This window comes from Pleomorphochaeta naphthae (assembly GCF_055396005.1).
Genome location: NZ_AP042457.1, coordinates 102,180 through 128,081, shown reverse-complemented (window position 1 = coordinate 128,081; position 25,902 = coordinate 102,180). Strand labels below are relative to the sequence as shown.

Genomic DNA, 25,902 nt, shown 5'->3' with positions numbered 1-25,902 from the left:
AATTATATGAAATAAAATTTTTGTATACCTAACGGTAAGTAAATACAAAAAAATAGTATCGTCTTTTATGATACAAAGGAATATTAATATGGAAAATTGGTATAATACCGCTATAATTTATCATTTTTTTACATTTGGAGTTTGTAATGCCCCTTTTGAAAACACTTATCAAAAAATAGAAAACAGAATATTTGAAATAGAAAAATGGATACCACATCTAAAAGAAATGAACTTCAATACTATCTTATTAAGTCCTGTATTTGAGTCAAAATCACATGGATATGATACAACAGATTATTTTAAAATAGATTGTAGATTAGCAGACAATTCATCTTTTAAACAATTTGTAAAAACACTACACAATAATGATATAAAAGTCGTACTTGATGGTGTTTTGAATCACTGTGGACGCGATTTTTTCGCCTTTAAAGACCTTTTAGAGAATAAAGAAAATTCAAAATATGTTAATTGGTTTAGTAATGTTAATTTTAATAAATCTAACTCTTTCAATGATCCCTTTTGCTATGATACTTGGAGTGGTTATGATCAACTGCCAAAATTTAACTTAAAAAATATTGAGGTAATGAATTACTTATTAGAAGCTGTAAAATATTGGATTGAATACTTTAATATTGATGGTCTAAGACTTGATGCAGCAGAATGTTTAGATATGGAGTTTATCCATCAATTGCGAAGTACTACAACTAAATTAAAAAGAGATTTTTGGCTAATGGGAGAAGTAGTTGATTCTGATTATACCACTTGGGTTAGTGATAATAAACTTCACTCTGTTACTAATTACGAACTGTTTAAAGGTTTTTATTCAAGTCATAATGAAAAAAATCTATTTGAAATCGCTCACTCTTTACAAAGACAATTTGATAAGGAAAAAGGAATATATAATTATTTTCAACCTTATAATTTTGTTGATAACCATGATCAAAGTAGGATAGCAACTCTTGTAAATGATCCTCACTATTTATATACAATATATATTCTTCTATTTACTATTTCTGGAATTCCATCAATATATTATGGAAGTGAATGGGGTTTTAAAGGAGTTAAAAATATTAATTTGGATAAGGACATTAGGCCTTATATTAATATCACTGATATTAATCCTGCAGAAAAAGATTTAGCCCCTCTCATAAAAAAATTAATAAAAATTAGAAAAAATACTCCATGTTTAACTTATGGAGATTATGAAGAAATATCGATTGAATATCATAAGCCTTTTATTTTCAAAAGACAAACAAAAAATGAAACTGTCTATGTTATTATAAACCCTAATGAAGAAGATTTTTATGTTAATATAAATAATGAAACTTCTTTATATTATGATATTTTAAATGACGAAGTAGTTAATATTAACAATTTAAAAATAAATAAATTTTGGGGAGCAATTCTTGTTTCTTAATAATTTAAGGATATACAAAATTTCCTTTTTTCACCTCATAATACAAGGTAGAAAAAAGGATGCTAAAATACGATTTTTTTAATTAATCTCAATTCCTAAATCATTTAAAAGAGCCACTCCATATTCAATAGATATTGCATAACTCATTGAAGTATTATATTCAGGATAATTTTCTCCTCGACTAAAATCTCCTCCATCATCTAAGGGAGAAAATCTGCCAATAACAAGGCCAACAATTCTTTCATCTTCTACACTTATTAAAGGACCACCTGTCATTCCATCATGCACCATTGAATCAAATAATAATAGTTTTGTTCCATTATTCAATTTTGCTTTAGCACTTAAAATACTACTTCTTACAGCAAGAAGGTGCATATCTTGATGTCCATACGGAAAGCCAATATTTATCAAACCAGAACCTAAACTCAAATTATCTACTTGTCCAATTAAGTAATCAGGAGTTTCAATTAAATAACCTTTTTGTAATTTGAGAAGAGCTATATTATGATAGGCATCAGTTTTAATTACATCAACATTTACAGCAGCAACTTCATCTATACTTAATTGTGAGAAATCCTCAGGATTTTTAACTCTCGCAACCATAAGATTATCGTTATCATTTGAAATAATGTGAGCAGCTGTTAAAAGATATCCTTTTTCATGAACCAAAAATGCAGTTCCTAAAAAAACAACACTATTCTCTTGTTTTCTAACTAGAATAAAACAGGCTCCTATAAACTTCTGTCCGGAATTTTTATACATTTGTCTCTTCCTTTTTTACTCTTTTTTTCTTAAATATTACAGGTGGAATATCAGTTGATTCTATTTGGAATTTTTTTGCTTTACCTTTTTTTGCCTTAACTGAAAAAGTTTGAACACCAAGATATTCATTTAAACCTTTTTTCAAACTGAAACAAAGAACTATTAAAACGAAAGCAAAGGGTAAACCTGTAGCAACTACTGCAGACTGTAGTGCAGCTAAGCCTCCACTAACCAAAAGTGCTGCAGCAACAACACCTTCTAAAATTGCCCAAAACAATCTTTGAGGGATTGGAGGATCAGGGTTTCCTCCAGCTGTAATTATATCAATAACCATAGAACCTGAATCAGATGAAGTTACAAAGAAACTTACAACAACTAAAACTCCTAATATTGATGTAACAGAATTAAAAGGCAACCTTTCTAACAATAAGAAAAGTGATAATGGTACATTATTTGTAACAGCTTCAGCAAAGCCTCCTCCCTTAAACATCTCTAAATAAAGAGCTGAGTTACCAAAAACAGTCATCCATAAGAATGTAACTAAAGTTGGAACACATAAAACTCCCATTAAAAACTCTCTAATTGTCCTTCCTTTTGAAACACGAGCTATAAACATACCTACAAAGGGAGACCAAGCAATCCACCACGCCCAATAAAATACTGTCCATGAATTTTGCCAACTACTATTTTCAAATGTTTCATTCCATGTTGAGATAACTGTAAGTTTTTGAACATAATAACCAATGTTTTCTGCAAACCCATTTAAAATAAACATTGTGGGTCCGAAGATAAATACAAATAATAATAACAGCATTGCAAGACGAATGTTTAATTCTGAAAGTTTTCTTATTCCTGAATCAAGCCCTTTTACTACTGAAACTGTCGCAATTGATGTAATTATAGCTATCAAAACAATCTGGATAGGTAGACTTTGTTCAATATTAAATAAATGGCTAAGCCCAGCATTAATTTGTTGAACACCAAACCCAAGAGAAGTGGCAACTCCAAAAAGTGTAGCAACTGTTGCTAAAATATCTATTAAATTTCCCCATCCCCCTTGTATTTTATCTCCTAAAAGTGGATAAAAAATAGTTCTTATAGACAAAGGTTGCCCTTTATTGAAACTAAAAAAAGCCAAAGCTAAAGCTATTAATGCATATATTGCCCAAGCATGTAATCCCCAATGCATAAATGTAAATGCCATAGCTTGATGAGCAGCTTCTGTTTGATTTTCAATAGGTATAGGAGGATTAGTAAAATGGAACATAGGCTCTGCTACACCGTAAAATAAAAGACCAATTCCCATTCCTGCAGAAAATAACATGGCAAACCAACTTTTAGTTGTAAAATCTGGTTCAGCATCATCTCCGCCTAAACGAATATCTCCATATCTACTAAACATTATATATACTACAAAGATTAGAATTATATTCACACTTAAAGTAAAAAACCATCCAGCATTTGTAGAAATACTATTGAGTAAAGGATTGAAAATACCCCCAACCATCTCATTAAAAAATATAGAAAAAATCACAAATCCTATTATTAAGCCAGCAGATGTGAAAAATACGACAGGGTGTATGTCTAATTTTTTCTTCTTTTCTTTAAAATCTTCTTTATTTTGAATACTAATAAAATACTCCTATGTATCTAAAAAACAAAACATCACAAAACAAAAACCCGGAGTTAATATTCCGGGTATATGTTATAAAATTATTTCAATTCTAAAGGTGACTTAACCAAATTTTAGGTTAAAAATGAATTTCAGATAATCATTATTTTTTTTTCTCTCCCTATGTTGATAAAAATTTTTAAATCTGTCAACCGTACTTTAAAATGCTTAAAAAGAGATTTTTCTACTTATCTATTTTGAAAATTCATAGATATCTCTATCTACAATATTTTTCAGTTCTTTGTTCTCACAATAAGCTTTAAGATTATATTCAATAAGCTTCAAAGTTTTTTGCCAATTATTTGACATATAATCTTGGCCTGCAGTATGCGGGGTAATTAGTAAATTTTTTATTGCCCAAGCTTGATGTTCTTTAGGCAAAGGCTCTACGCTAAATACATCTAAAGTTGCTGCTGAAATCTGCCCATTTTTTAGAGCCTCAAAAAGAGCTTCATTATCGATTGTTCCACCTCTGCCAGTATTAACTATAATTGAACCTTTTTTCATCATAGATATTCTTTTTGAATTAATTAAATTTTTAGTTTCTGGAGTAAGAGGAACTACCATAGCAACTATATCAGCTCGAGGAATAATATTATCTAATTGTTTATATGAATATAATTCATCAACATTTTCACATTTTTTTGTTTCATCACGTCTAACACCAATAACATAAACTCCAAATGCTTTTAAAAGTTTAGAAAATTCACTTCCAATATCACCGAGGCCAATAACTATTGCAGTTGAGCTACGAAGCATCTTTACACTTCCTTCAGTCTGCCATTTCCTTTCAAGTTGATTGTCTCGGTAAATATGAATTTTCTTCATAATCGCTAATAAAAGTGAAAACATAAATTCTGATTGAGAAGCACCATAACTGCCTTTTGCATTAGTTACAATTGTTTGTTTTGGAACAACTTTGGCTTCTAAATATTTATCTACACCTGATGAAATAAGTTGAAGCCATTTTAAAGATTTAGATTCTTTTAAATATTTCCTTGGTGGATAACCAATAATAATTTCAGCATCAATAACATCATCTTTAGTTATATTAAATTTTTCTTTATCTTTAAATGTTATATCTAGTTTATCTGAAAACTGTGTAAATATGCTCTTTTCACTATTAGTCAATTTAACTAATACTAATGTTTTTATCTTGCTCATTAAGTTATGGCTCCTAAATAAAATTTATAAAATAATACCTTACTTTTTTCTTTTGCGCCATGATAAAGATTTATTTATAGAGAAGATTAACGTTTAAACCAATTAATTATCATTAATTACGATTGTATCTAATAAAATATATCTCCACTGTTATAATTATAATGTATAATAAAACATAATCGATATTTAATTTTGGGAGGTTATAGAAATGACTATCACAAACGAAGCAAAATTGTTGCTTGGAAATTTATTTGAATCAAATGATGAAGATTGTCTAAAAATAGAATTAAAGAAAACAGAAAAAGGGTCTTCTCTTTTATTTAACTTAGTAAAACTTGGCCCTAATGATAAGCCCATCTATATAAATGATATTCCAGTATTGATGGATGAACTGGTTTTAAAAAGGAGTAAAACAGTAACAATATCTGTAACTGAAGGAGATTTAGTTATAAATGATCCAACAGCTACTAATTGTTGTTAATTATATTTTTAATTTAATATTTTAGTCTTTTGGAAAATGAAAATTCCAAAAGACTAAGTAATATATAAATAAACTAATTTTTAAAACTATGAATTGGAGCAGGGATTCTTCCACCTCTGTTAATAAAGTCAGCACAAGATTTTGTGTTAACTTTCATAATTGGAGCAAATCCTAATAATCCACCAAATTCAGCCGACTCTCCCAAAGTCTTCCCTATTACAGGTATTATTCTAACTGCAGTTGTTTTTGCATTAATCATTCCTATAGCTGCTTCATCAGCAATGATACCAGCAATAGTAGTAGCTTCTGTGTCACCAGGAATTGCAATCATATCCAAACCAACAGAACAAACGCAGGTCATAGCTTCTAATTTCTCAATACATAAACCACCACTAGCAGCTGCGTTTATCATATTCTGATCTTCACTTACAGGAATAAATGCACCAGAGAGCCCACCAACAGAGGAAGAGGCCATAATTCCACCCTTTTTTACTTGATCATTTAATAAAGCTAAAGCTGCGGTTGTTCCTGGACAACCGACTTCTTCAAGCCCCATACTTTCTAATATCTCAGCTATAGAATCTCCAACTGCAGGGGTTGGTGCTAAAGACAAATCTAATATTCCAAAGGGAATATTTAACCTTTTGCTAGCTTCTTGGGCTACTAATTGTCCTAATCTTGTTACTTTAAAGGATGTTTGTTTTATAATCTCACAAAGCTGTGTAAAATCTTTTCCTTTTACGCTCTGTATTGCTTCATTAATTACTCCTGGACCACTAACACCAACATTTATAACATTATCTGTCTCGGTTACTCCATGGAAAGCTCCAGCCATAAAAGGATTATCATCAGGTGCATTACACAATACAACAAGTTTAGAACATCCTATGCTATCTCTATCTTTCGTGAGGATTGCTGTCTCTTTTACAATTTGTCCCATCAACTTAACAGCATCCATATTCAAACCTGTTTTTGTAGATCCTACATTTACTGATGCACATAAACAATCTGTTTTTGCCATTGCTTGAGGAATAGCCCTAATTAAAAGCTCTTCACTTTTTGTCATACCCTTTGCAACAATAGCTGTAAAGCCACCAATAAAATTAACACCTACATCTTTAGCAGCCTTATCAAGAACCATTGCAAGTTCAACATAATCTTCTTTAGTTTTACAAGCTGAAGAACCAATAAAAGCTAAAGGAGTAATTGATATTCTCTTATTAACTATTGGAATAGCATAATCACTCTCTATCTCTTTTCCAACCTTTACTAAATCCTTTGCTGTTGTAGTTATTTTTTCATAAATATTTTTTTTTAATACATCAAGATTACTGTCAATACAACTTAAAAGGCTTATTCCCATTGTAATAGTTCTTACATCTAGGTTGTCTTTTTCAAACATTTTGTTTGTATTAACAACTTCACTTAAACTTGGCATCAGTTCCTCCTAGATGCGTTGCATCTTTTCAAAAATTTCTTCTTTTTGTAATTTTATTTGAACACCTAGTTCATCACCTATACCATGGAGATCTTCTGCAACTTCATGAAATTCTTTGCTACATTTTTCAGTATCACAAATCATCATCATCTGAAACAATCCCCCAACAATAGTTTGAGAGATATCCAAAATATTTACATTGTTTTCAGCTAAATAGCTACATATTCGAGCAATAATTCCTACTCTATCTTTTCCAAGAACACTAATAATTGATTTTTCCATAAATTGAGTATACAAAAATATCTAAAAAGTTAAAATATTTAACTTTAATAATTACGTAAGTAATCTTTAATATTTTATTATAAGTTACTTCGATATTATAATTTGTGCACCTTAAATGAGTGAATTACGATTAATTAATACTATTACTACTATTTACTACTTAAATCATAAATTATAAAAATTAAATTATAAAAATTAAGAATACTGAACCGGCACGGAAAGTTTAGACATTTAAATAAAACTTAATCGCCCCTAAGTACCACATTGAATCATATATTTAGAAAAGATTAGTTATGGTATACTAGTCTTGATGGAGATTTAGATGGGTAAAAGGTACTTTAGTGAAGAAGAAATTGCTAAATTAAGAGCAAATGAGTATGTTGAAAAAGTTAGTGAAAAATCAATTAAATATACTTTGGAATTTAAAAAGGAATTTTGGAGAAGATATCAAGGTGGCCAATCACCAGAAAATATATTTCTTGCTTTAGGTTTTGATTTAGATATTATTAATCGAGAGAGAATTTATGGATTAACTAATAATGTTAAAAGACAGGCTACAAGAGCAAATGGATTTGAAGACACTAGAGTTAATAATAAAGGAAGACCTAGAATTAAAGAACCAATATCTGTTGAAGAGAAATTAAAAGCTCAAGAATTAGAAATTAAAAAACTAAATCAAAAGTTGGAATTTCTAAAAAAAAACATCATGATAGAGGAAAAATATTCACTATCGCGACAGCAGAGAAGGAAGAAAAAAAGAAAATAATACAAGCACAATTGCTAGATCCGGATAATCTATTAACAGTTGAAGAATTATGTGGGGTAGCGGCAATATCAAGAGCTGGTTATTACTATTGGCTTAATTCTAAAGATAATCGTGATGCAAGAGAGTCAAAAGATAGATCTGCATTTGATATAATATTAAATGTCTATAAGCATAGAAAGTTTAAGAAAGGTTCTAGACAAATCTATATGGTACTAAGAGATACACCAAATAAGATGAGCTTAGAAAAGATAAGAAGATTGATGAAAAAATATGGATTATTTTGTCCAATTAGGAAAGCTAACCCATATAGAAAAATGCTTAAAGCAACACAAACAAGTACTTATGCTAAAAATAGAGTTCAAAGAAAATGGGGAGATTATGGACCTGGAGAGTTATTAACAACAGATATTACTTATATGTATTATGGAGTTAATAGAAGTAAAAAAGCCTATTTATCAGTAATAAGAGATGCTTGTACAAAACAGGTATTATCATTTGTATTGTCAGATAATTTAAGAGAAGAGTTTGTACTAGAAACTGTTGATCAATTAATAGATAGATATGGAAGCCAATTAAGTAAACATGTTATTATCACAAGTGACCAGGGTGTACATTACTCTGCAAGAGAATATAGAAGAAAATTAAAGAAGTATAATATTAAACGCTCTATGAGTAGACGTGCGAACTGCTGGGATAATTCGCCGCAAGAAAGCTTTTTTGGTCATATGAAAGATGAGATAAATATTACAGAATGTAATAAATTTGAAGAATTAAAATATTGTATTAATGAGTATATGAATTATTACAATAATGAAAGATACCAATGGGATATTTGTAAAATGACTCCTAATCAATATAATAAGTATTTGAGGAAAGGCCATTACATAATTCCTGGAAAAGGCAAAGCTAAAGTTGCATAATTACAACTTTAACTTTTGGATAATGTGGTATACTAGATTAAGTAAAATTAAGTTTGTCTAAAAAAGGCGAACCAGTTCAATACTTCTAATACATTTAATATAAATTTAAATAAAATTTAACAAATAAAAGACTCTGTTATTTAAGGCAATTGGTATTGCTCACAATATAACTTTCACAATGGAAGATGCATTATTAAAAAAATATCCTGAAATCAACTTTAAAGTTTATACTGTAGATTGTAAATTTGGCAGATTAGATAAAATGATTTATTCAATGATACCTGCGTGTAACCCCGCAGGTCAAGCTCACTATCCAAACAGTAATAAGATAGGTTTTAAAAATAACAACAACCTAGGTAGATCCCTTAATGATATTAATCAATAAAATAGTCGTTGTAAAATTTTAATATTAAACAACGACTTAATTAAATCTAAAACAACTAGACTACATTGATAAATCTCTGCCTTTATTCACCTTATTGAAAATAAGCAAAGAAGCAACTGTTAATAGTGTTAATATAGTTGCTAGTGCTGCAGCAACTCCATAATTTCCTCGCAGTACTTGAGTGTAAACTTCAATAGTTAAAGTTCTTGTTTTTCCAGTGTATAATAAAATAGCTGAAGATAACTCACTAATCATCGTAATCCATGATAAAATTGCTCCAGAAATTATCCCGGCTGACATCATTGGAATTGTTATCTTCCAAAATGTTTTAGCATTACTTGCACCGAGGGAAAGAGATGCCTCTTCAACAGTTAATGGTATTTGTTGTAATGTTGCAACTGTTGATCTAATTGTATAAGGTAAACGTCTAATAATTAATGCAATTACCATAATTGTCATGCTTCCTGTTAGAACAAGTGGGGGCTTGTTAAAAGCACTTGATAAAGCTATACCAACTACAATACCTGGTATAATATATGGAATCATTGAAACTGTATCAATAATTGCAGTAATTTTAGATTTTCTTCTTACAACTAGATAAGCTATAAATACAGCAATAATTAAAACAAAAATTAAAGCTGTTAGTGGAATTATAATAGTATTTCTTATTGCATTTCCCATCTTTGAAAAAGCTATAACATAACTTTCAAACGAATAGCCACTAGTAAATACTGTTCCATTTACTTTTTTAAATGAGGTATAAATTACATATACTTGTGGCGCAATTGATAAAGAGATCAATACATATGAATAAATGTGGATTAAAACATTTTTTACACCGTGAATTTCTTTTGGTCTAATCTTATTAATGCTATTCATTGTAAATGCATTCTTTTCTGAAAGGAATTTTTGGAATAAGAAAATAATTAAAGTAATTATAATAGCAAGAATTGCAATACTTGCCGCAAACCCATTATTCCCACCTAATTCAGACATGTATGCATCATATATTGTTATAGGAAATGTTCTGTACCCTTCTCCAATTAGCATTGGGGTTCCAAAATCACTAAAACATCTCATAAAGACTAATAAAGCACCAGCTAAAACTGTTGGAAGTATTAAAGGTAAGATAACTCTAAAAAATCTAGTAATACCAGTACAGCCTAAATTTTCTGATGCTTCTAATAATGAATTATCAACATTTGAAAAAGCTCCTGAAACATATAAAAATATTAGAGGATAAAGTTGTAAAGAGAGAACAAGTAAAATTCCTTTAAATCCATAAATATCAGGCATTTGTATATGTAATAAGTTCTCAAAAAATTTAGTTACAACACCATTTCTACCTAAAAGTAAAATCCAAGAATAAGCACCTACAAATGGAGCTGACATACTAGATAAAATAATTAAAATTCGTAATCCTTTAGCTCCTTTTATCTTAAATCTTGCGAAGAAAAAAGCTAAAACTGTACCTAACACTACAGCCACAAAAGTTATAACAATTGAAATTTTAAAAGAATTTAATAGAGTAGAATAATAATATTTTTTTTCAAAAAATCTTTTAAAATTATCTAAAGTAAAAAGTCCTGTTTTTGAATCTATAAAAGATTCAGATAACAATACTAAAAGAGGAATTATTAAAAATATAGTATATAGTGTTAATAAACCTACAGTTGATGAGGACCACAAGTTAAATTTAGATTTTTTATTTTTCATAGGCAATCACCAAATTATCTGAACCATCTTCGTTAAATACATTAATTTTGTCTGTATTCACCGTAAGATAAACAGTTTTACCAACTTCATTTTCATTGTTAATCATACTTTCTTTTATGATTTCTACAATTTGTTTATTTGGTAATTCCATAAAGAAGTGAGTATTCAATCCTAAGAAGATTGTATCTTTAATAACAGCTGGGATAGCACTCTTATCATTTGTGATTATAAATTCTTCAGGACGAATAGAGACTTTAACTTTCCCTTTATAATTAATATTATTTAGCTTAACCCTATGGTTTAGTATTGTAATTTCATTTTTGTCACACTCACCCATAATGATATTTGTTCTACCAATAAAGCTAGCAACAAATTCATTTGAAGGACGATGATAAATCTCTTGAGGTCTACCAATTTGTTGAATCTCCCCTAAATTCATAACGGCAATTCTATCACTGATGGCCATAGCCTCTTCTTGATCATGAGTTACATATATTGTAGTAATACCAACTTCTTTTTGAATATCTCTAATTGCTTGACGCATTTCAAGACGTAATTTAGCATCTAAATTTGAAAGAGGTTCATCCATTAACAACACATCTGGCATAATAACTAATGCACGTGCTAAAGCAACTCTCTGTTGTTGGCCTCCTGATAATCTCTCTGGCATTCTGTCTTTGTAATCATATATTTGCATTAATTTCAAAAATTTATCAGCCATAGGACCTATCTCAGATTTACTGAAATTCCTATTTTTTAATCCAAACTCAACATTTTCTCGAACTGTCAAATGTGGAAAAATAGCGTAATTTTGAAATACCATACCAATATTTCTTCTACTTGGGTCTAAATCATTGATTCTATTATCATTAAAATAGAAATCTCCACCCTCTATAGTGTTAAAGCCTGCGATCATTCTCAATAATGTTGTTTTCCCACAACCTGATGGTCCTAATAATGTAAAAAACTCTTTATCTTTAATTTGTACATCTAAATCTGGAATAATTACATTTTTACCATATGCCTTCATTGCATGTTGTATATTTATTGCTACACTCATAAATTTTTCCTATTAATCAAATTACAAACATAAAAGAAGACGCTACTTCTTTTATGTTTGTTGTTTTTTTATTTGAACGTTAATTATAGACTAGTGAACATATCGATGTAACGATCAACAAGTTCTTGCTTGTGAGCTGTTACATAAGCAGTATCTTCATTCTTTACGTTTATTTCATCAAGAGGTTTCATATAATCCGCTGTTTGAACATCTTGATAAACAGGACGGTTTGTTAATGTCATGCCATATACATCTTGAACTTCTTTAGATGTAATAAAATCGATAAATAATTTAGCTGCTTCTAAATTTTTAGCACCTTTAATAATTGCACTACCTGCTGGTAAAAATACAGTCCCTTCTTCCATGTAAACAATACCTACATCAGCCCCATCATTAATTAGAGTTAAACATGGATCTTCATATGATAAACCAATTGTATACTCACCATCTCTAACACCTTTCCAAACAGCTGATGAAGAACCTAAAACTTTAGTATATTTAAAGATTTCAGCAACTTTAGCCCAAGCTGCATCACTTTCATATCCACCAAAGTCAATTAGCATGTTTGTTAGATGAGCGAATGAACTAGAAGATTTTGAAGGGTCACCAGATACAATTTGACCTTCTAATTGAGGACCATATTTAATTATATCTTCATATCCTTTAATAGTTACACCTGGAAGTTTTTCAGCTAATTTTGTTTTGTTATAAACAATAACGCTACCATCAAGTGTATTCTTAGTTACATAGCCACTTTCGTTTCTATAAGCTTCAACTAAGTTAGCATCATTTTTACTTACATAAGTTTCAAACAAATCAGGTCTTCCTAAAAGTGTTGCATAGCTTCCGCCATACATAACGTCCCCTTGAGGATCATTTTTCTCTGATTCAATTCTTTTCATACATTCACCTGTACCAGCTGAAATAATATCAACAGAAATACCATATTTTTCTTCAAATGGTTTCTCAACAGCTTGAATAAGGCCTTCTGAGTTTGGTGAATAAACTACAAGAGTTTTGGAATCTTCAGAAGCTTTTTCTTCTGAACCTTGAGCAAAAGCAAAGCCCATAGTAGCAATTATTGCTAGCAAAAGAACTAATATTTTTTTCATTTATCTACTCCTTTCTAAATGATAATTAATTTTACCATCGGTATTTTCAGTTTGACATACCACCGGAGTTTGACAGTTAGGAAATTAATAATTTACAAGTAACAAACAATATAAGTAACGTAAAATGGGAAGTTAACGAAAGAGCTTCTATTTTTTTATACTTTTTTACTTACATTTTATTGTGAACGTCGTGAACGTTGACAAGTTTTAAAGCATATAGTACAATGTAAAGTGTAATAAATTAATATTTGAGAGGCTTTTTTATGTATGTAAGTATTCTTCCTGAGAAAAAGACTGGTAAACATATAATGATTGTTAGAGAATCTTATAGAGAAAATGGTAAGGTTAAGCAAAGAATAATTAAAAAATTAGGTTATGCTGAAGATTATGCTCACTTATATGATGATCCAATTGCTCATTTTAAAGAAGAATATAGATTAAAGTCTCAACAACTAAAAGAAAAGAAGAAAAAAACATCGATAGAAATCTCTGTATTTGAAGAACTTGAAACCTTAGATAAGGAAGATATTGCTACTAATAGGAAAAGCTTAGGAGCTGCAGCACTATCTGTTATTTATCATCAATTAGAATTAGATAAATTTATTAATAATCGAAATAGAAGTAATAACTCTCAATACAACGCTAATGCAATACTTAAGCTTTTAGTCTATTCAAGAATCCTTTTCCCAGGATCTAAATTATCAGCTTACAATAATAAGGGTAAATTCTTTGAAAAAATGGATTTTTCATCTCAACATATATATAGATTTATGGATAATTTAGTATCTTGGAAAGATGATTTATTTGTTCATTTAAATAAGAAAATTATTGAAAAATATAATAGAGATACAACATTATTATTCTATGATGTAACAAATTATTACTTTGAAGTAAATGATAATGATGAATTTAGACGAAAAGGTGTCTCAAAAGAACATAGACCTAATCCAATAGTCCAAATGGGATTATTTATGGATGACCAAGGCATACCTCTAAATTACCAATTATTCCCAGGAAATACTAATGACTGTAAAACTTTAATACCTATGATGGGAGAGACTAGATTAAACCTTGATCTCAGAAATATCATCATTGTTGGTGATAAAGGTATGATGAGTGGTGAAAACATTAGTAGAATTAGAGCCCAAAGAAATGGATATGTAATTAGTGCTTCTATTAGAGGAGCTTCTAGTGATTTCCAAAAGTTTGTATTGGACCAAAAAGACTATAAATATGTTGAGATACCTGTTGCTCAACGATATGAAAGTAAAAACTCGATTCTTAGAGATAATGGAGAAACTCAAATATTAAAGCTAAAAGACATTCTAACTGATAGAGAAATTAATGTTCCTGATATAAGACATGAAACAACAACTAAAATAAGAATAAAAGAAAGACAAATCTTTTTTTATAGTGAAAAATATGCTAGGAAAGCAAAAAAAGATAGACAGTCAGCTTTAGAAAAAGCAAAGACTCTTGTAAGAAACAATCAAAAACTAAATAAGTCTTTTGGAAGCTACAAATATATTAAAGAATGTTATATCAAAGATGATGGTGAACTTGTTCCACCTAAAAATGTAGAACTATTATTTGATGAAGAAAAATTAAAGAAAGAAGAAGCTTTAGATGGATATTATGTAATATTTACAAATGTAGTTGGACTAGAAGAGGATGAAAAGCCATTTAAAGGTAAAAGCAAATTCACAAAAGAAGGTTTATTTAAATTAAATAAAAAAGTATCAGGCTATGATATTATAAAAATGTATAGAGGCCTTTGGGAGATAGAAGAAACCTTTAGGATAACAAAAAGCAATCTTGAAGTTAGACCAGTTTATCACTATAAAGAACCAAGAATTGATTGTCATTTCTTAATATGCTTTATTGCTCTAACTATTGTTAGAATATTAGAAAAAAATGTAGGTGAAGAATTCACGACAGAAGAAATCATAGAAAGTTTAAGAAAAGCGAATGGATCTAAATTAGAAAATAATTTCTATATATTTGATTATTATAATAAAGTATTAGAAAGAATAGATGAAACTCTAGGAACAACATTTAATAGGAAATATTTAACAATCGGAGAGATAAAGAAAATAATAGCTAAAACAAAAAAGTAAAACTGAAAGTACTACAAAAAAATGTTTTAGAATAAATTTATAATTATTTACACGTAAAGGAATTATTTGGCAAATATGTAAAAAACGGTGCTAAACAAAGATATTAAGAAAAAAAGTAAAAAAATTGTTAAAAAAATCCAAAAATTACAAAAAAAAACTACAACTTTTTGTAAATGAATACCTCTTATAAGTTCTTTTAGAGTAAAGAATTATATGAAATTTTTTCTTTTTTTGCTGTCAAAGACAGGATAATTAATTTTACCATCGGTATTTTCAGTTTGACATACCACAAAAGGACAGACTTTATAGTAAAAATAGACATTTAATAATTTTTGTGATTTTTTTAACTTAGCTTTTGATATTTAAAAACTAATTTTCTCATTGTTTTTAATCAATTCTGTAACAGAATAACCTGTATAACTTTTAAATTTTGAACAAAAGTATTTATAATCGTTAAAGCCTACCATTTCTGCTATTTGATAGATAGGATATTTGTCTAAACTAATTAACTTAATTGCTTCATATATTCTATAACTATTTAAGGTTGTATTAAAAGTAATGTCATTTTGCTTAAGTTTATTTTTAATAGTTGAAGCACTATAATTTAATTGAGTTGCAACATCGTCTAATTTTATTTTCTTCATATAGTTAGATTTAATAAAATCTATAATTTCTCTCAATAATTTGTCATCACTATCAATTTCTTGATAAACTTTTGATATATTTTTTGCTTGAAATTTAGCCTTATTTATTAGCTTCTTATCATCAAGATTTGCAATTGCTTTCTTTAAAGAGTTCTTTAATAATTGATGATCTAATGGTTTTACTAAGTATTCTGTAACTCCATAAGTTATTGCTTTCTTAGCATATTCAAAATCACTATATCCACTTAATATAATGAACTCGAAATTTTTCCTATTTTCAATTCTTTCAATCATTTCAAGCCCGCTTATAAGAGGCATTTTAATATCAGTGATAATAATATCAACTTTGTGTTTCTTTAAATAATCAAGACAAGAAATAGGATTGTCAAAATCAGCAACTACCACTAAATCTAAACTAGAAAAATCAAAACTAAACATCAATCCTTTTCTAATAATATCTTCATCTTCACAAATTGCTACATTATACATTATTTTATTTCAAAACTAATCTCAAACACGGTCCCATTTTCATCTCTTCTCACATCCAAATTAGAATTTGGATAAAGGATTAAAAATCGTCTTAGAACATTATGAACTCCGATATGATTTGTTAAGTTTTTCTCCTTTTTACAAGTTTCCATTATTTCAGTAATTATTGTATCACTTATACTTACACCTGTATCATACACCCTAATATAACATAAGTTATTAATTATTTCAGCACTAATTTCTATATGAACTTTGGTACTATCTTTAAACCCATATTTTATACTATTTTCAACTAAGGGTTGGATAGATAATTTAGGGACTTTTACATCTTTTATTTCATCACTCATATTTATATTATAGGTTAGTTTATCTTTAAACCTAAATTTATAAAGATTTAGATATTTCTTTAGATAAGTTAAATCACTTTCAAGTGTTGAATAGTTAATATTATTATTTATGGAATAGCGAAAGATAGAATTTAGCTCTAAAATATATTTTTCTGTCTCTTTTACATCAAACATCATAGAATATCTTATAGTTTCTAATGAATTATATAAAAAATGTGGATTAAACTGTGAATCCAATTTCTTTTTTTCATAAATAATATTTATTTCACTTAATTCTTTATTTAATTTAATCTCTGAATTTAATCTGTCTATCATTTGATTTATATTTTTTGATAAATTTTTAAACTCTCCATCTAAATTCTCATTTATTTTATGGTCTAGTTTTCCGTGTGAGACTATATTTGTATCTTTTATTATGGACTCAATACTTTTAGAGTTTTTCTTCGCAATTTTTCTTATAACTGTATTTGAAAAATAGATAATGAAAAAAACAATGAGGAGAAGAATAAAAAATAGAATAAAATAATATTTTTCTAAGCTAAAGGTTTCCTCTAGATAGTAAATTGTATAATAATCTCTGCTTACTTTTGTAACTTTATATCGTATCCCATTTAATTTATATATTCTTGAATATTTAAAGTCTTCACCTGAGTTTAAAATCCAATAGTTATTACTTGCAATTACTGTATTGAACTTATTAGCAATAACATAATTTCCAGATTTTGGTAATAAAAAATAACTTAAATCATTAATATCTATTACAAAAGTATCTATTGCTATCAATAAACCATCTTTGTATAAACCAGAATAATATACTAAATAAGAATTATCGCTGTCTAAATCAGTATAGGTTAAAAAAGCTAAAGGATTATTCTCATTTATTCTATCCCTAATGATATCTAAATACATCTTATATCTTAGATTTGAAAAACTAAGTTCTTCATAAATTGGATTTAAATCACTATCATAAAGATTATAATAGTAGCGTAGATTCATTGACTTTGAAAAAGAATAATCAGTAGTTGAAACTAATTTTTTATCGACCCTATTATTTTCCACTTCAATTATATAATCTTCATCCAAATTATGATTTATCATTTGGTTTTGGAGTTTATCATTTAAATTTTGAAAAGTTGTGTCCAAAAAATTTATACTCTCCTCTTTGTACATATTCTTCTCAACTACACTTATCAATAATGTAATTGAAACAAATAAGAAAAATATAACTATAATTAACTTTATAGCAAAAGTTAAAAAATTTTTTCTAAGCTGGTTTTCAAAGTTCATCTTTTCTATAATAAATGTGATATAGTATTTTTAGCAAGGCTTTTGCCTTTAACATTTTTTTTACCTTTGTTTTTTACAATCTTAAAAAAAACACCCAACTTTAATTTTTCAAAAGTTGGGCATTATTCAAACATAATAAATAAAAAGAAATATTATTTCCTCATTTTCTTTACAATAACTTCAGCAGCTTTAATTAAAGGATATCCTGCAGGAGAGCCTGTCAATAAAGGTTGGGTTCCAATCTGCATTGTTAATAAGGCTTTTACTGTTACTCTATTTTGAATTAAAAATCCAATTGCATTAGTTAATTCACCAATACTAGATCCTCCATATACTTCCCCACCTAAAATCATTCCACAATCTGAAGCAACTATCAATTTAACAATTTGTGGATGAGTATTAGCCATATTTCCAGGATGAGTATCTATTCCAGAAAAACTACCACTAATAATTGCAAAATTTTCTGCAACTGCTTTAGCTTCTGTAATTCCAGCTGTTCCAAAAGCATGCTCTCCAATTGCAGTAGCATAAATAGCTATTGTACCTGTAAAAGGTTTACAAGGACTTAATGTATAAAGGTTCATTCCAGCAGTTCTAGCTTCAGCACATGCTGTTGAAGCTAACATTGTTCTATCAAGCTTTCTTGTTACAAAATCTCTTTTCTCTGCACAATCTCCAACAGCTATTATATCTGTTGAGCAGGGAAGGACTCTCATGTATTCACAAGTTTTGATAAAGCCAAATTGATTTAATTCAAGCCCTGCTTTAGCAGCAATTTCAGTATTAGGAGCATATCCCATTGAAAGAATTACAGCATCAGCATCAAGTTGTTCTCCAGAGGTTAAAACAACTTGTGAAACTTTACCATCTTTACCTTTAATTTGAGCAACACCCTTTCCTGTGATTAAGTTTAAACCTCTCTCTTTTAGATGGCCTTCAGCTATTTTACCAAATTCTTTATCAAAGGCCCTGCTTAAAATTGTTTCTTCTATTTCAACTAAAGTTACCTCATAACCTTTTTTATTTAATTCATCCGATACTTCAACTCCAATAAAACCAGCTCCGATTACTGTTATTTTTTTTACTGTTTTTAATTTATCTAACATATCATCTAAGTAGATTTTATTCTTTGGAATAGTAAATACGTTTTCAAGATCTGCACCCTTTAACCATTTTGGAAGTGTAGGTTTAGAACCTAAGGCTAAGATTAATTTTTCATAAAAAAAAGTCTCGCCACTTTTAGTTTTACATGAGTGCTCTTCAACTTCAATATCACTAACTTCATCAATTATTATTTCTACACCAACTCCAGTTAATGGTTTGTCAGGTAAAATATCCTTACTACTATCACTTAAGGAACCAAAAATATAAGGGATACCACAAGGAATTAAAACTTGTTTTTCTTTTCTAATTAAAACTACTTCCTTTTCTGGATAAGTTGATTTAGTTGTGATTGCAGCTTGCAATCCTGAAGCACCGCCTCCTATTACTACGACGTCTACTTTTCTCATTATTGAGTCCTCCTCATATTGTAGAGTCCTTATTTTAGGGCTTACTAATATATTTATTTAATTTTATTTTCTATTAAGCCTGCTCGGCATAATGGACAATCTTCCTTATTTGAGGGAGGGCATAACGAATCTCTCTCTCTTTTTGCATCACTTAACTTATTAAGTTCTTGAGAAACTTTTTTAAGTAACTGTTGATTTACCCTATAGTGCTTGAAATAGCCTCTTTTTTCACCTGAAATTAATCCAGCCTCTTTTAAAACTTTAAGATGTTGCGAGACTGCTGCTTCCGTTATATTTAATTTAAGTGCTAACCCACCTACACAATAATCTCGTTTCAATAATTCATTAATTATTTTGTAACGATTACTATCTGATAAAGCACTCATTATTTGTACTAATTCTAAAATATTTTTTACCTCATCTAATTAAGCATTTACTTAATTAGATTAACACTTGAAAATTTATCTATCAACAAAATAAATTAAAAAAAATATGTAATTAAATGTACTTTTTAAATTACTACTTATCATATATTTAGGTTATTGTTAGTAGCAACTTAATTACTAAAAATTTAGATTGACAAATATCGATTTGACATTTACAATTCTCATATCGAAAATTTTAGATATGAGAGATTTAATGGATCAAAATAATAAAAAATATGCAAAAATTTTTAAAGCTCTTTGTGATGAACAAAGACTACATATTTTAGATTTACTTAGAAGTGGAACTAAATGTGGATGTGAAATACTTGAGAAAATTGATATTGGCCAATCTTCTCTATCTTACCACATGAAAATTTTAGTAGAATCTGGCCTTGTAGAAAGTGTTCAAAAAGGGAAATGGACTCATTATCATATATCTAAGAGTGGTTGTAACTATGCCCTTAAGATTCTTAAAGAAAAAACGAATATTGAATAATTAAACCAAGTATATTTTATAATCAATCTTTATAACCCTATTAATAATAGACTATTAATAGCCTAATTTAAGTGTATAAACAAAGACTTTGAATAAAAAGTTAATTGTTTAATTAAATAATACATTAGTAAATTCAACATTGGAGGTAATTACTAATTATGGAAGATAATCAAAAGAAAAAACTTATTAGACTTTTCATTCCAGTATTCATTGTACTTATACTTTTAATTCTTTGGAAAGTTAAAAACACTCACCCTGTGGTGGCTGAAGAGCCTTCTCAAATTGAAGTTAATGAGGATTTTGTTTTAGAAGCTAATGAAATAAATTTAGAACAACTCAAAAAATATAACTTACCTATAATTATAGATTTTGGTGCAGATTCTTGCATTCCTTGTAAAGAAATGGCTCCAGTTTTAAAAACTTTAAATGAAGAAATGCAAAATAAAGCTATCATTAAATTCGTAGATGTTTGGAAAAATGCAAATGGTGCTAATGGGTTCCCAATTCAAGTTATCCCAACTCAAGTTTTAATAAATAGTGATGGCTCTCCGTACACTCCAAGTGAAGATATTGAAATTAATTTTATTATGTATAGTTCTAGAGAGACTAATGAACATGTTTTTACTGTTCATCAAGGTGGTCTAAGCGAAGAAGATATGAGAATTATTTTAAAGGATATGGGAGTTAATTAATGCAAGAAATTTTAGAAAGTTTATCTATCTTAATTAGTGAAAATAGGTGGATTGCTCCTTTTATTGCTCTCTTAGCTGGGCTTTTAACTTCAATAACGCCTTGTTCCCTTTCAAGTATCCCTTTAGTTATTGGCTATGTTGGAGGCGTTGGAAAAAATGATGTTAAAAGATCTTTTTATCTATCATTAACTTTTGTAGCAGGAAGTGCAATCACCTTTACTACCTTTGGAGTTATTGCTTCTTTAGTAGGTCGTTTAATTGGAACTTCTGCTTCTTGGTGGTATCTTTTACTTGGCACTATTATGATTCTAATGGCTTTACAAACTTGGGATATTTATCAAATTATTCCTTCTAGTTATCTTGTTTCAAAAAACACTAAAAAAGGTTTTATCGGAGCTTTTATAGCAGGTATTCTTGGTGGAATTTTTTCATCTCCTTGTTCAACTCCTGTTCTAATTGCCCTCCTTGCTATTGTTGCAAGTCAAAATGACATAGTTTGGGGAATAGTTTTATTATTACTTTATTCTATAGGACACGGAATTTTATCTATTGTTGCCGGAACTTCTATAGGGTTTGTTCAAAAACTCTCAAACTCCCCTCAATATGGTAAAGCAAGTTCTGTTTTAAAAAATATTATGGGATTTTTGATTTTACTAATTGGTTTTTATATGTTCTATTTAGGTTTTTAAATTTTTATAAAAATATAATTAATTAAAATTTAAACTCAAATAAATAAGTAAAAAAATGTAAATAAATATTCTTTATAAACATTTAATCCTAAGTTGTTTTATTCTTAAAAAACATTTTATTTCAACTTAGGATTTTTATTCATAGAAAAACAGACTCTATTATTTATAGAAATAATTATTAATTTTCTAACTCCATGGGAAAGGTTTTTTCCCAATATTGCTTACACTACTTGGGACTTTAATATAATTTAGGTTAGTGTCTGCAAAAGCATAATCTCCAATTGTTTTTAAAGATGTAGGGAAATTTATACTATTTAAATTATTACAATGAAAAAAAGCACTATCTCCAATTATTTCAACACTTTCTGGAAGAGTAACTTTAGCTAAGGAAGTATATGCAAAGGCCTCATCTCCTATTTTTACAAGTTTATCTCCAAATTCTACATTTGTTAAATATCTAAATGAATAGAAAGTTTCATCTTCTATTTCTTTTAAATTCTTAGGCAATTTCATTTGTTGTATTGATACACTATTTGAATAATTAGGGTTGGATGCAAAAATATCCCTATTTATACTTTCCATACCATCACCGAATATAAAGGTTTTTAAATTAGTACAATTGTAAAATGCAAAAGTACCTATTTTCTTAACATTATTTGGTATTTCAACATAAGATAAATTAGTGGACCTAAATGCTTCTTCACCAATTTCAATTAGATTATCACTTAATGTAATATTTGTTAAATTTTTACAATCCTCAAAAGCTGTATCTCCAATTGTCTCTACATTGTTTTTCATTTCAACAGTAGTCAAAGCTGTTGATTCAAAGGCTGCATTTCCAATTGTTTTTAAAGATGTAGGGAAATTTATACTATTTAAATTATTACAATGAAAAAAAGCACTATCTCCAATTATTTCAACACTTTCTGGAAGATTAACTTTAGCTAAGGAAGTATATGCAAAGGCCTCATCTCCTATTTTTACAAGTTTATCTCCAAATTCTACATTTGTTAAATATCTAAATGAATAGAAAGTTTCATCTTCTATTTCTTTTAAATTCTTAGGCAATTTCATTTGTTGTATTGATACACTATTTGAATAATTTGGGTTGGATGCAAAAATATCCCTATTTATACTTTCCATACCATCACCGAATATAAAGGTTTTTAAATTAGTACAATTGTAAAATGCAAAAGTACCTATTTTCTTAACATTATTTGGTATTTCAACATAAGATAAATTAGTGGACCTAAATGCTTCTTCACCAATTTCAATTAGATTATCACTTAATGTAATATTTGTTAAATTTTTACAATCCTCAAAAGCTTCATCTCCAATTTTCTCTACACTATCAGATATAATGAGCTTCTCAACTGCACTATTTTTAAAAGCTTGTGATTGAATTTCTTTAACAGCAACATTGTTTGGAGAAAAATAAGGAATCATAACCACTTTATTTGTATTTTTGTTAATAAAACCAGTAATTACATTTCCCTCATATTTAAATAAAAGAGGATCGGTTGAATAATAGGCGTAAAAAGTAAGATACTGAGTAGCTTTAATCTTTTGATTCGATAGGACACCTTTTTCAACTTCAGGAGAATACCAACAATTAAATACGTGTCCTTCAACTGGGGGTTGTTTACCTTCAGGTAAGGTAAACAAATTATCTTCGTCACAGATATAAGTTCTAACTCCATCTAAATCTTGGATAGTAATTATAAAAGGTTCTAAATTCCATTCTGGAATCTTAAACATATTTGATTGTGTTAAAGTTTTTTCTTGAAATGCAAGTTTTTCTTTTAATGTATACAACTGTGTTTGCTCTTTAGGGCTATACATAAAACTTTCAATGCTTGTTGGTGATAGATTAGCTTTAATTATCCTAGCATTATTATCATTTCTTATAACAATCATCTTGTTTATATTTATATAATAGTCATGTATTGATTCTTTATCACTTGATATTGTGTACTGTAGTTTTACTGAAATAGGATTACTATTTGGATCAGCTAAATAAGCTTCTAAAACTTCAACTTGTTCTAAATAATCAATGAATTCTTGTGTATATTCACCGGAGTCTTTTAATTGAGGAATTTCTGATTGGGTGAAGTCTTCATAACTCAAATCAAATGTCATTTGAATTCTTTTGTCTAGAATTATGAAATCTAAGACTATTGGCCAAGCATTAGTTGAACCGTTATATTGTCCAATTGTAATATTTATCTCATCATTAAAAGAATCAATTACAAAATCTGTATCATTTAAAGAATCTATATTATCTAAAATAATATCATATTCTTCAGAGAGTTCATCTTCTAAAGCATTAATTAAAATAGATCTATTCTCTTTATATTGATCAAAAAAAGATTCATTTGACTGGTCAATTAAATATTGAGTATGTTTTTTACTTTGCTCTGTTTCTTTTCCCCCAGATTTTTCAGCAATAGATAAGGTCCTATTACTAAGTTTTTCATTATCGGCAAAAAAGTCTTCTTCAGTTTGCTTTCTTAATTTTTCTATTTCACTAAGCATCTTATTAGAACTTGTTTCGTAGCTAGACACTTTTTGTTCAATTTGATTTACAACAATTAAAGGATTTTCATTAGGTATTAAAGATGCAATGTTTATACTAATTGCTTCATCACTTTTAGCTTTTAAAGATTCAGCCTTTTCAATTATTTGAGCTGTTTTTGATTGAATGACCCCTTCTCTCCATTGTTGCTCTTGAGCTAAAGCTTTCTCTTTTTCTTCATTTATTTCATTTCTCTTTGCAATAATTTGAGATAGCTTATCACTTTGTTCTTGTTCTATGGCAGTTAAAGTATTTTGTAAATTAAAAATTTCATCATCTAGCAATTTTTGTTGTTTATCTAATAAATTCAAATATTCAACTTTTAAGGCTGTTTCGTTAATATTAAGTTTTGGTCCAATCCATGACTCATTTAAATGAATCATAATAAATTTATAATTTTTATAATCTTTTAGATAATTAAAAATGAATTCAATATATTGGAGTTTATCACTATCAACTGTTGTATCTTTTAATAAGGCATTTGTTTGTTCAATAGAACTTAATGTATCATTTATTCGTTCAATATATTGTTTTTGTACACTTTCACTATCAACAATAATAGCTTCTACACATTTAAGACCATTAACATCAGCCTTTGTATTATATTGAACTCCAATTAACTTAGACATTGAGGAAAGAATTAAATCTTCCGAAAAGGTATCTGTAGTAGTTTTATCATTTTCTACTTCAACTACAGATTTTGTTGTACTACTTACCTCTGTTGAAATATATGAAGATAATCGTTGTAAAGAATTTTTAGTAGCTTCTTCTTGGGTTTCACCATACCCCTCTACAATAATTGGGGATGCATATATGAATGATAAAAACATTAAAAAGGAAAGTATTAAAATTAGTTTTTTAGATTTCATTATTAACCTCAACTGTATCTATAACTGTAAAAGCTACAGGGAGGTTGTCTTTACATGAATCAAACTCTTTATTACTAAAAGTAGATTGACTAGCACACGAAATTGTTAGACTTAAATAAAGTCCTACCATAAGCGAAAATATTATTCTTTTTTTCATAAAGCTTCATTCCTAAGTTATTTTAATATGATAAAACTTAAAAGCTATAAACAAAGTGTGTTTAGTAGTATACAAATTTAGGTTTAATCATCTCTAAAAAAAACACTTCCTTTAATTTTTTCTACTTCTATTATCCTCTATTTAATTTCTTAAATTAGTAAGATAATCAAATTTGATTTAATAACATTATTTTTTACAACTTTTAAAACACTAATTGATTACAAAAGAATTAAACTAAAAAAATTAGAAATGAATAATTTAACCAATAGCTAATTTATATTTTTTAATGTGCTTACAACTAATAATAAAATAAAATTTATAGCTAAAATAAAAAAATAGTTTTCCAAGTTATTAATCTTTATTTCGAAAATTATATAATAACTATTAGTAGTTATCAATATAATAATATTGTTATTATAAATAAAGTGC

23 protein-coding genes are annotated in these 25,902 nt (G+C 28.2%); 9 read left to right on the top strand and 14 right to left on the bottom strand.

Annotated elements, in window-relative coordinates; translation table 11 throughout:
* The first annotated feature begins 88 nt into the window (after positions 1–88).
* A complete protein-coding gene (locus ACZ5SO_RS00565; RefSeq protein ID WP_464626039.1) occupies positions 89–1,417 on the top strand; it encodes an alpha-amylase family glycosyl hydrolase in 1,329 nt (442 codons plus the stop codon).
* A gap of 78 nt (positions 1,418–1,495) precedes the next feature.
* On the opposite strand, the gene ACZ5SO_RS00560 is transcribed toward ACZ5SO_RS00565, so the two are convergent.
* The 3 genes from ACZ5SO_RS00560 to ACZ5SO_RS00550 all read right to left on the bottom strand — a co-directional run bounded on the left by ACZ5SO_RS00560 (position 1,496) and on the right by ACZ5SO_RS00550 (position 5,015).
* A complete protein-coding gene (locus ACZ5SO_RS00560; RefSeq protein WP_464626038.1) occupies positions 1,496–2,179 on the bottom strand; it encodes a S1 family peptidase in 684 nt (227 codons plus the stop codon).
* Positions 2,172–3,761 (bottom strand): BCCT family transporter, encoded by a 1,590-nt coding sequence (locus ACZ5SO_RS00555; protein WP_464627856.1) that lies wholly within the window; start codon positions 3,759–3,761, stop codon positions 2,172–2,174. The genes ACZ5SO_RS00560 and ACZ5SO_RS00555 overlap by 8 nt, the downstream gene beginning before the upstream one ends.
* A gap of 282 nt (positions 3,762–4,043) precedes the next feature.
* Complete coding sequence (locus ACZ5SO_RS00550; protein ID WP_464626036.1) at positions 4,044–5,015, bottom strand: D-2-hydroxyacid dehydrogenase; 972 nt, start codon at positions 5,013–5,015, stop codon at positions 4,044–4,046.
* Between the two features lie 208 nt (positions 5,016–5,223).
* Here ACZ5SO_RS00550 and ACZ5SO_RS00545 point away from each other — a divergent pair, with 208 nt between their 5' ends.
* Positions 5,224–5,496 carry a hypothetical protein gene (locus ACZ5SO_RS00545; RefSeq protein ID WP_464626034.1) on the top strand — a complete coding sequence of 91 codons (273 nt, stop codon included), beginning with the start codon at positions 5,224–5,226 and terminating at the stop codon, positions 5,494–5,496.
* A 73-nt stretch (positions 5,497–5,569) separates the two neighbouring features.
* On the opposite strand, the gene ACZ5SO_RS00540 is transcribed toward ACZ5SO_RS00545, so the two are convergent.
* A complete protein-coding gene (locus tag ACZ5SO_RS00540; RefSeq protein WP_464626033.1) occupies positions 5,570–6,934 on the bottom strand; it encodes a DUF711 family protein in 1,365 nt (454 codons plus the stop codon).
* Between the two features lie 9 nt (positions 6,935–6,943).
* A complete protein-coding gene (locus tag ACZ5SO_RS00535; RefSeq protein ID WP_464626032.1) occupies positions 6,944–7,216 on the bottom strand; it encodes an ACT domain-containing protein in 273 nt (90 codons plus the stop codon).
* A gap of 322 nt (positions 7,217–7,538) precedes the next feature.
* Here ACZ5SO_RS00535 and ACZ5SO_RS00530 point away from each other — a divergent pair, with 322 nt between their 5' ends.
* From ACZ5SO_RS00530 to ACZ5SO_RS00520, 3 genes are all read left to right on the top strand, one after another.
* Complete coding sequence (locus ACZ5SO_RS00530) at positions 7,539–7,982, top strand: HTH domain-containing protein (RefSeq protein WP_464626031.1); 444 nt, start codon at positions 7,539–7,541, stop codon at positions 7,980–7,982.
* 11 nt (positions 7,983–7,993) lie between these two features.
* Positions 7,994–8,902, top strand: coding sequence for an IS3 family transposase (locus ACZ5SO_RS00525; protein WP_464626030.1), 909 nt, complete (start codon positions 7,994–7,996; stop codon positions 8,900–8,902).
* Positions 8,903–9,080: 178 nt separating this feature from the next.
* A complete protein-coding gene (locus ACZ5SO_RS00520) occupies positions 9,081–9,287 on the top strand; it encodes a hypothetical protein (protein ID WP_464626028.1) in 207 nt (68 codons plus the stop codon).
* A 60-nt stretch (positions 9,288–9,347) separates the two neighbouring features.
* Here ACZ5SO_RS00520 and ACZ5SO_RS00515 read toward each other — a convergent pair whose 3' ends face one another.
* The 3 genes from ACZ5SO_RS00515 to ACZ5SO_RS00505 all read right to left on the bottom strand — a co-directional run bounded on the left by ACZ5SO_RS00515 (position 9,348) and on the right by ACZ5SO_RS00505 (position 13,175).
* Positions 9,348–11,003 carry an ABC transporter permease gene (locus tag ACZ5SO_RS00515; RefSeq protein WP_464626027.1) on the bottom strand — a complete coding sequence of 552 codons (1,656 nt, stop codon included), beginning with the start codon at positions 11,001–11,003 and terminating at the stop codon, positions 9,348–9,350.
* Complete coding sequence (locus tag ACZ5SO_RS00510; RefSeq protein ID WP_464626025.1) at positions 10,993–12,063, bottom strand: ABC transporter ATP-binding protein; 1,071 nt, start codon at positions 12,061–12,063, stop codon at positions 10,993–10,995. The genes ACZ5SO_RS00515 and ACZ5SO_RS00510 overlap by 11 nt, the downstream gene beginning before the upstream one ends.
* An 83-nt stretch (positions 12,064–12,146) precedes the next feature.
* Positions 12,147–13,175 (bottom strand): extracellular solute-binding protein, encoded by a 1,029-nt coding sequence (locus ACZ5SO_RS00505; protein WP_464626024.1) that lies wholly within the window; start codon positions 13,173–13,175, stop codon positions 12,147–12,149.
* 263 nt (positions 13,176–13,438) lie between these two features.
* On the opposite strand from ACZ5SO_RS00505, the gene ACZ5SO_RS00500 reads away from it, so the two are divergent.
* Positions 13,439–15,292 (top strand): IS1634 family transposase, encoded by a 1,854-nt coding sequence (locus ACZ5SO_RS00500; RefSeq protein WP_464625568.1) that lies wholly within the window; start codon positions 13,439–13,441, stop codon positions 15,290–15,292.
* A 362-nt stretch (positions 15,293–15,654) separates the two neighbouring features.
* On the opposite strand, the gene ACZ5SO_RS00495 is transcribed toward ACZ5SO_RS00500, so the two are convergent.
* From ACZ5SO_RS00495 to ACZ5SO_RS00480, 4 genes are all read right to left on the bottom strand, one after another.
* The gene (locus ACZ5SO_RS00495) at positions 15,655–16,425 is read right to left on the bottom strand and encodes a response regulator transcription factor (RefSeq protein ID WP_464626022.1); all 771 of its coding nucleotides are present in this window, start codon (positions 16,423–16,425) and stop codon (positions 15,655–15,657) included.
* Positions 16,425–18,059: a sensor histidine kinase gene (locus ACZ5SO_RS00490; protein WP_464626021.1), complete on the bottom strand. Its 1,635-nt coding sequence runs from the start codon at positions 18,057–18,059 to the stop codon at positions 16,425–16,427. The genes ACZ5SO_RS00495 and ACZ5SO_RS00490 overlap by 1 nt, the downstream gene beginning before the upstream one ends.
* A gap of 152 nt (positions 18,060–18,211) precedes the next feature.
* A complete protein-coding gene (locus ACZ5SO_RS00485; protein WP_464626019.1) occupies positions 18,212–19,570 on the bottom strand; it encodes an FAD-dependent oxidoreductase in 1,359 nt (452 codons plus the stop codon).
* 53 nt (positions 19,571–19,623) lie between these two features.
* Positions 19,624–19,956 carry an ArsR/SmtB family transcription factor gene (locus ACZ5SO_RS00480; protein ID WP_464626017.1) on the bottom strand — a complete coding sequence of 111 codons (333 nt, stop codon included), beginning with the start codon at positions 19,954–19,956 and terminating at the stop codon, positions 19,624–19,626.
* A 241-nt stretch (positions 19,957–20,197) separates the two neighbouring features.
* Between ACZ5SO_RS00480 and ACZ5SO_RS00475 the strand changes: the two genes are divergently transcribed.
* The 3 genes from ACZ5SO_RS00475 to ACZ5SO_RS00465 all read left to right on the top strand — a co-directional run bounded on the left by ACZ5SO_RS00475 (position 20,198) and on the right by ACZ5SO_RS00465 (position 21,872).
* Positions 20,198–20,491, top strand: coding sequence for an ArsR/SmtB family transcription factor (locus ACZ5SO_RS00475; protein ID WP_464626015.1), 294 nt, complete (start codon positions 20,198–20,200; stop codon positions 20,489–20,491).
* 158 nt (positions 20,492–20,649) lie between these two features.
* A complete protein-coding gene (locus ACZ5SO_RS00470) occupies positions 20,650–21,183 on the top strand; it encodes a thioredoxin family protein (RefSeq protein ID WP_464626014.1) in 534 nt (177 codons plus the stop codon).
* Positions 21,183–21,872 (top strand): cytochrome c biogenesis CcdA family protein, encoded by a 690-nt coding sequence (locus ACZ5SO_RS00465; RefSeq protein WP_464626012.1) that lies wholly within the window; start codon positions 21,183–21,185, stop codon positions 21,870–21,872. The genes ACZ5SO_RS00470 and ACZ5SO_RS00465 overlap by 1 nt, the downstream gene beginning before the upstream one ends.
* 186 nt (positions 21,873–22,058) lie before the next feature.
* Here ACZ5SO_RS00465 and ACZ5SO_RS00460 read toward each other — a convergent pair whose 3' ends face one another.
* Complete coding sequence (locus ACZ5SO_RS00460) at positions 22,059–25,316, bottom strand: leucine-rich repeat protein (RefSeq protein WP_464626010.1); 3,258 nt, start codon at positions 25,314–25,316, stop codon at positions 22,059–22,061.
* The gene (locus ACZ5SO_RS00455) at positions 25,306–25,473 is read right to left on the bottom strand and encodes a hypothetical protein (protein ID WP_464626009.1); all 168 of its coding nucleotides are present in this window, start codon (positions 25,471–25,473) and stop codon (positions 25,306–25,308) included. The genes ACZ5SO_RS00460 and ACZ5SO_RS00455 overlap by 11 nt, the downstream gene beginning before the upstream one ends.
* Positions 25,474–25,902: the final 429 nt, after the last annotated feature.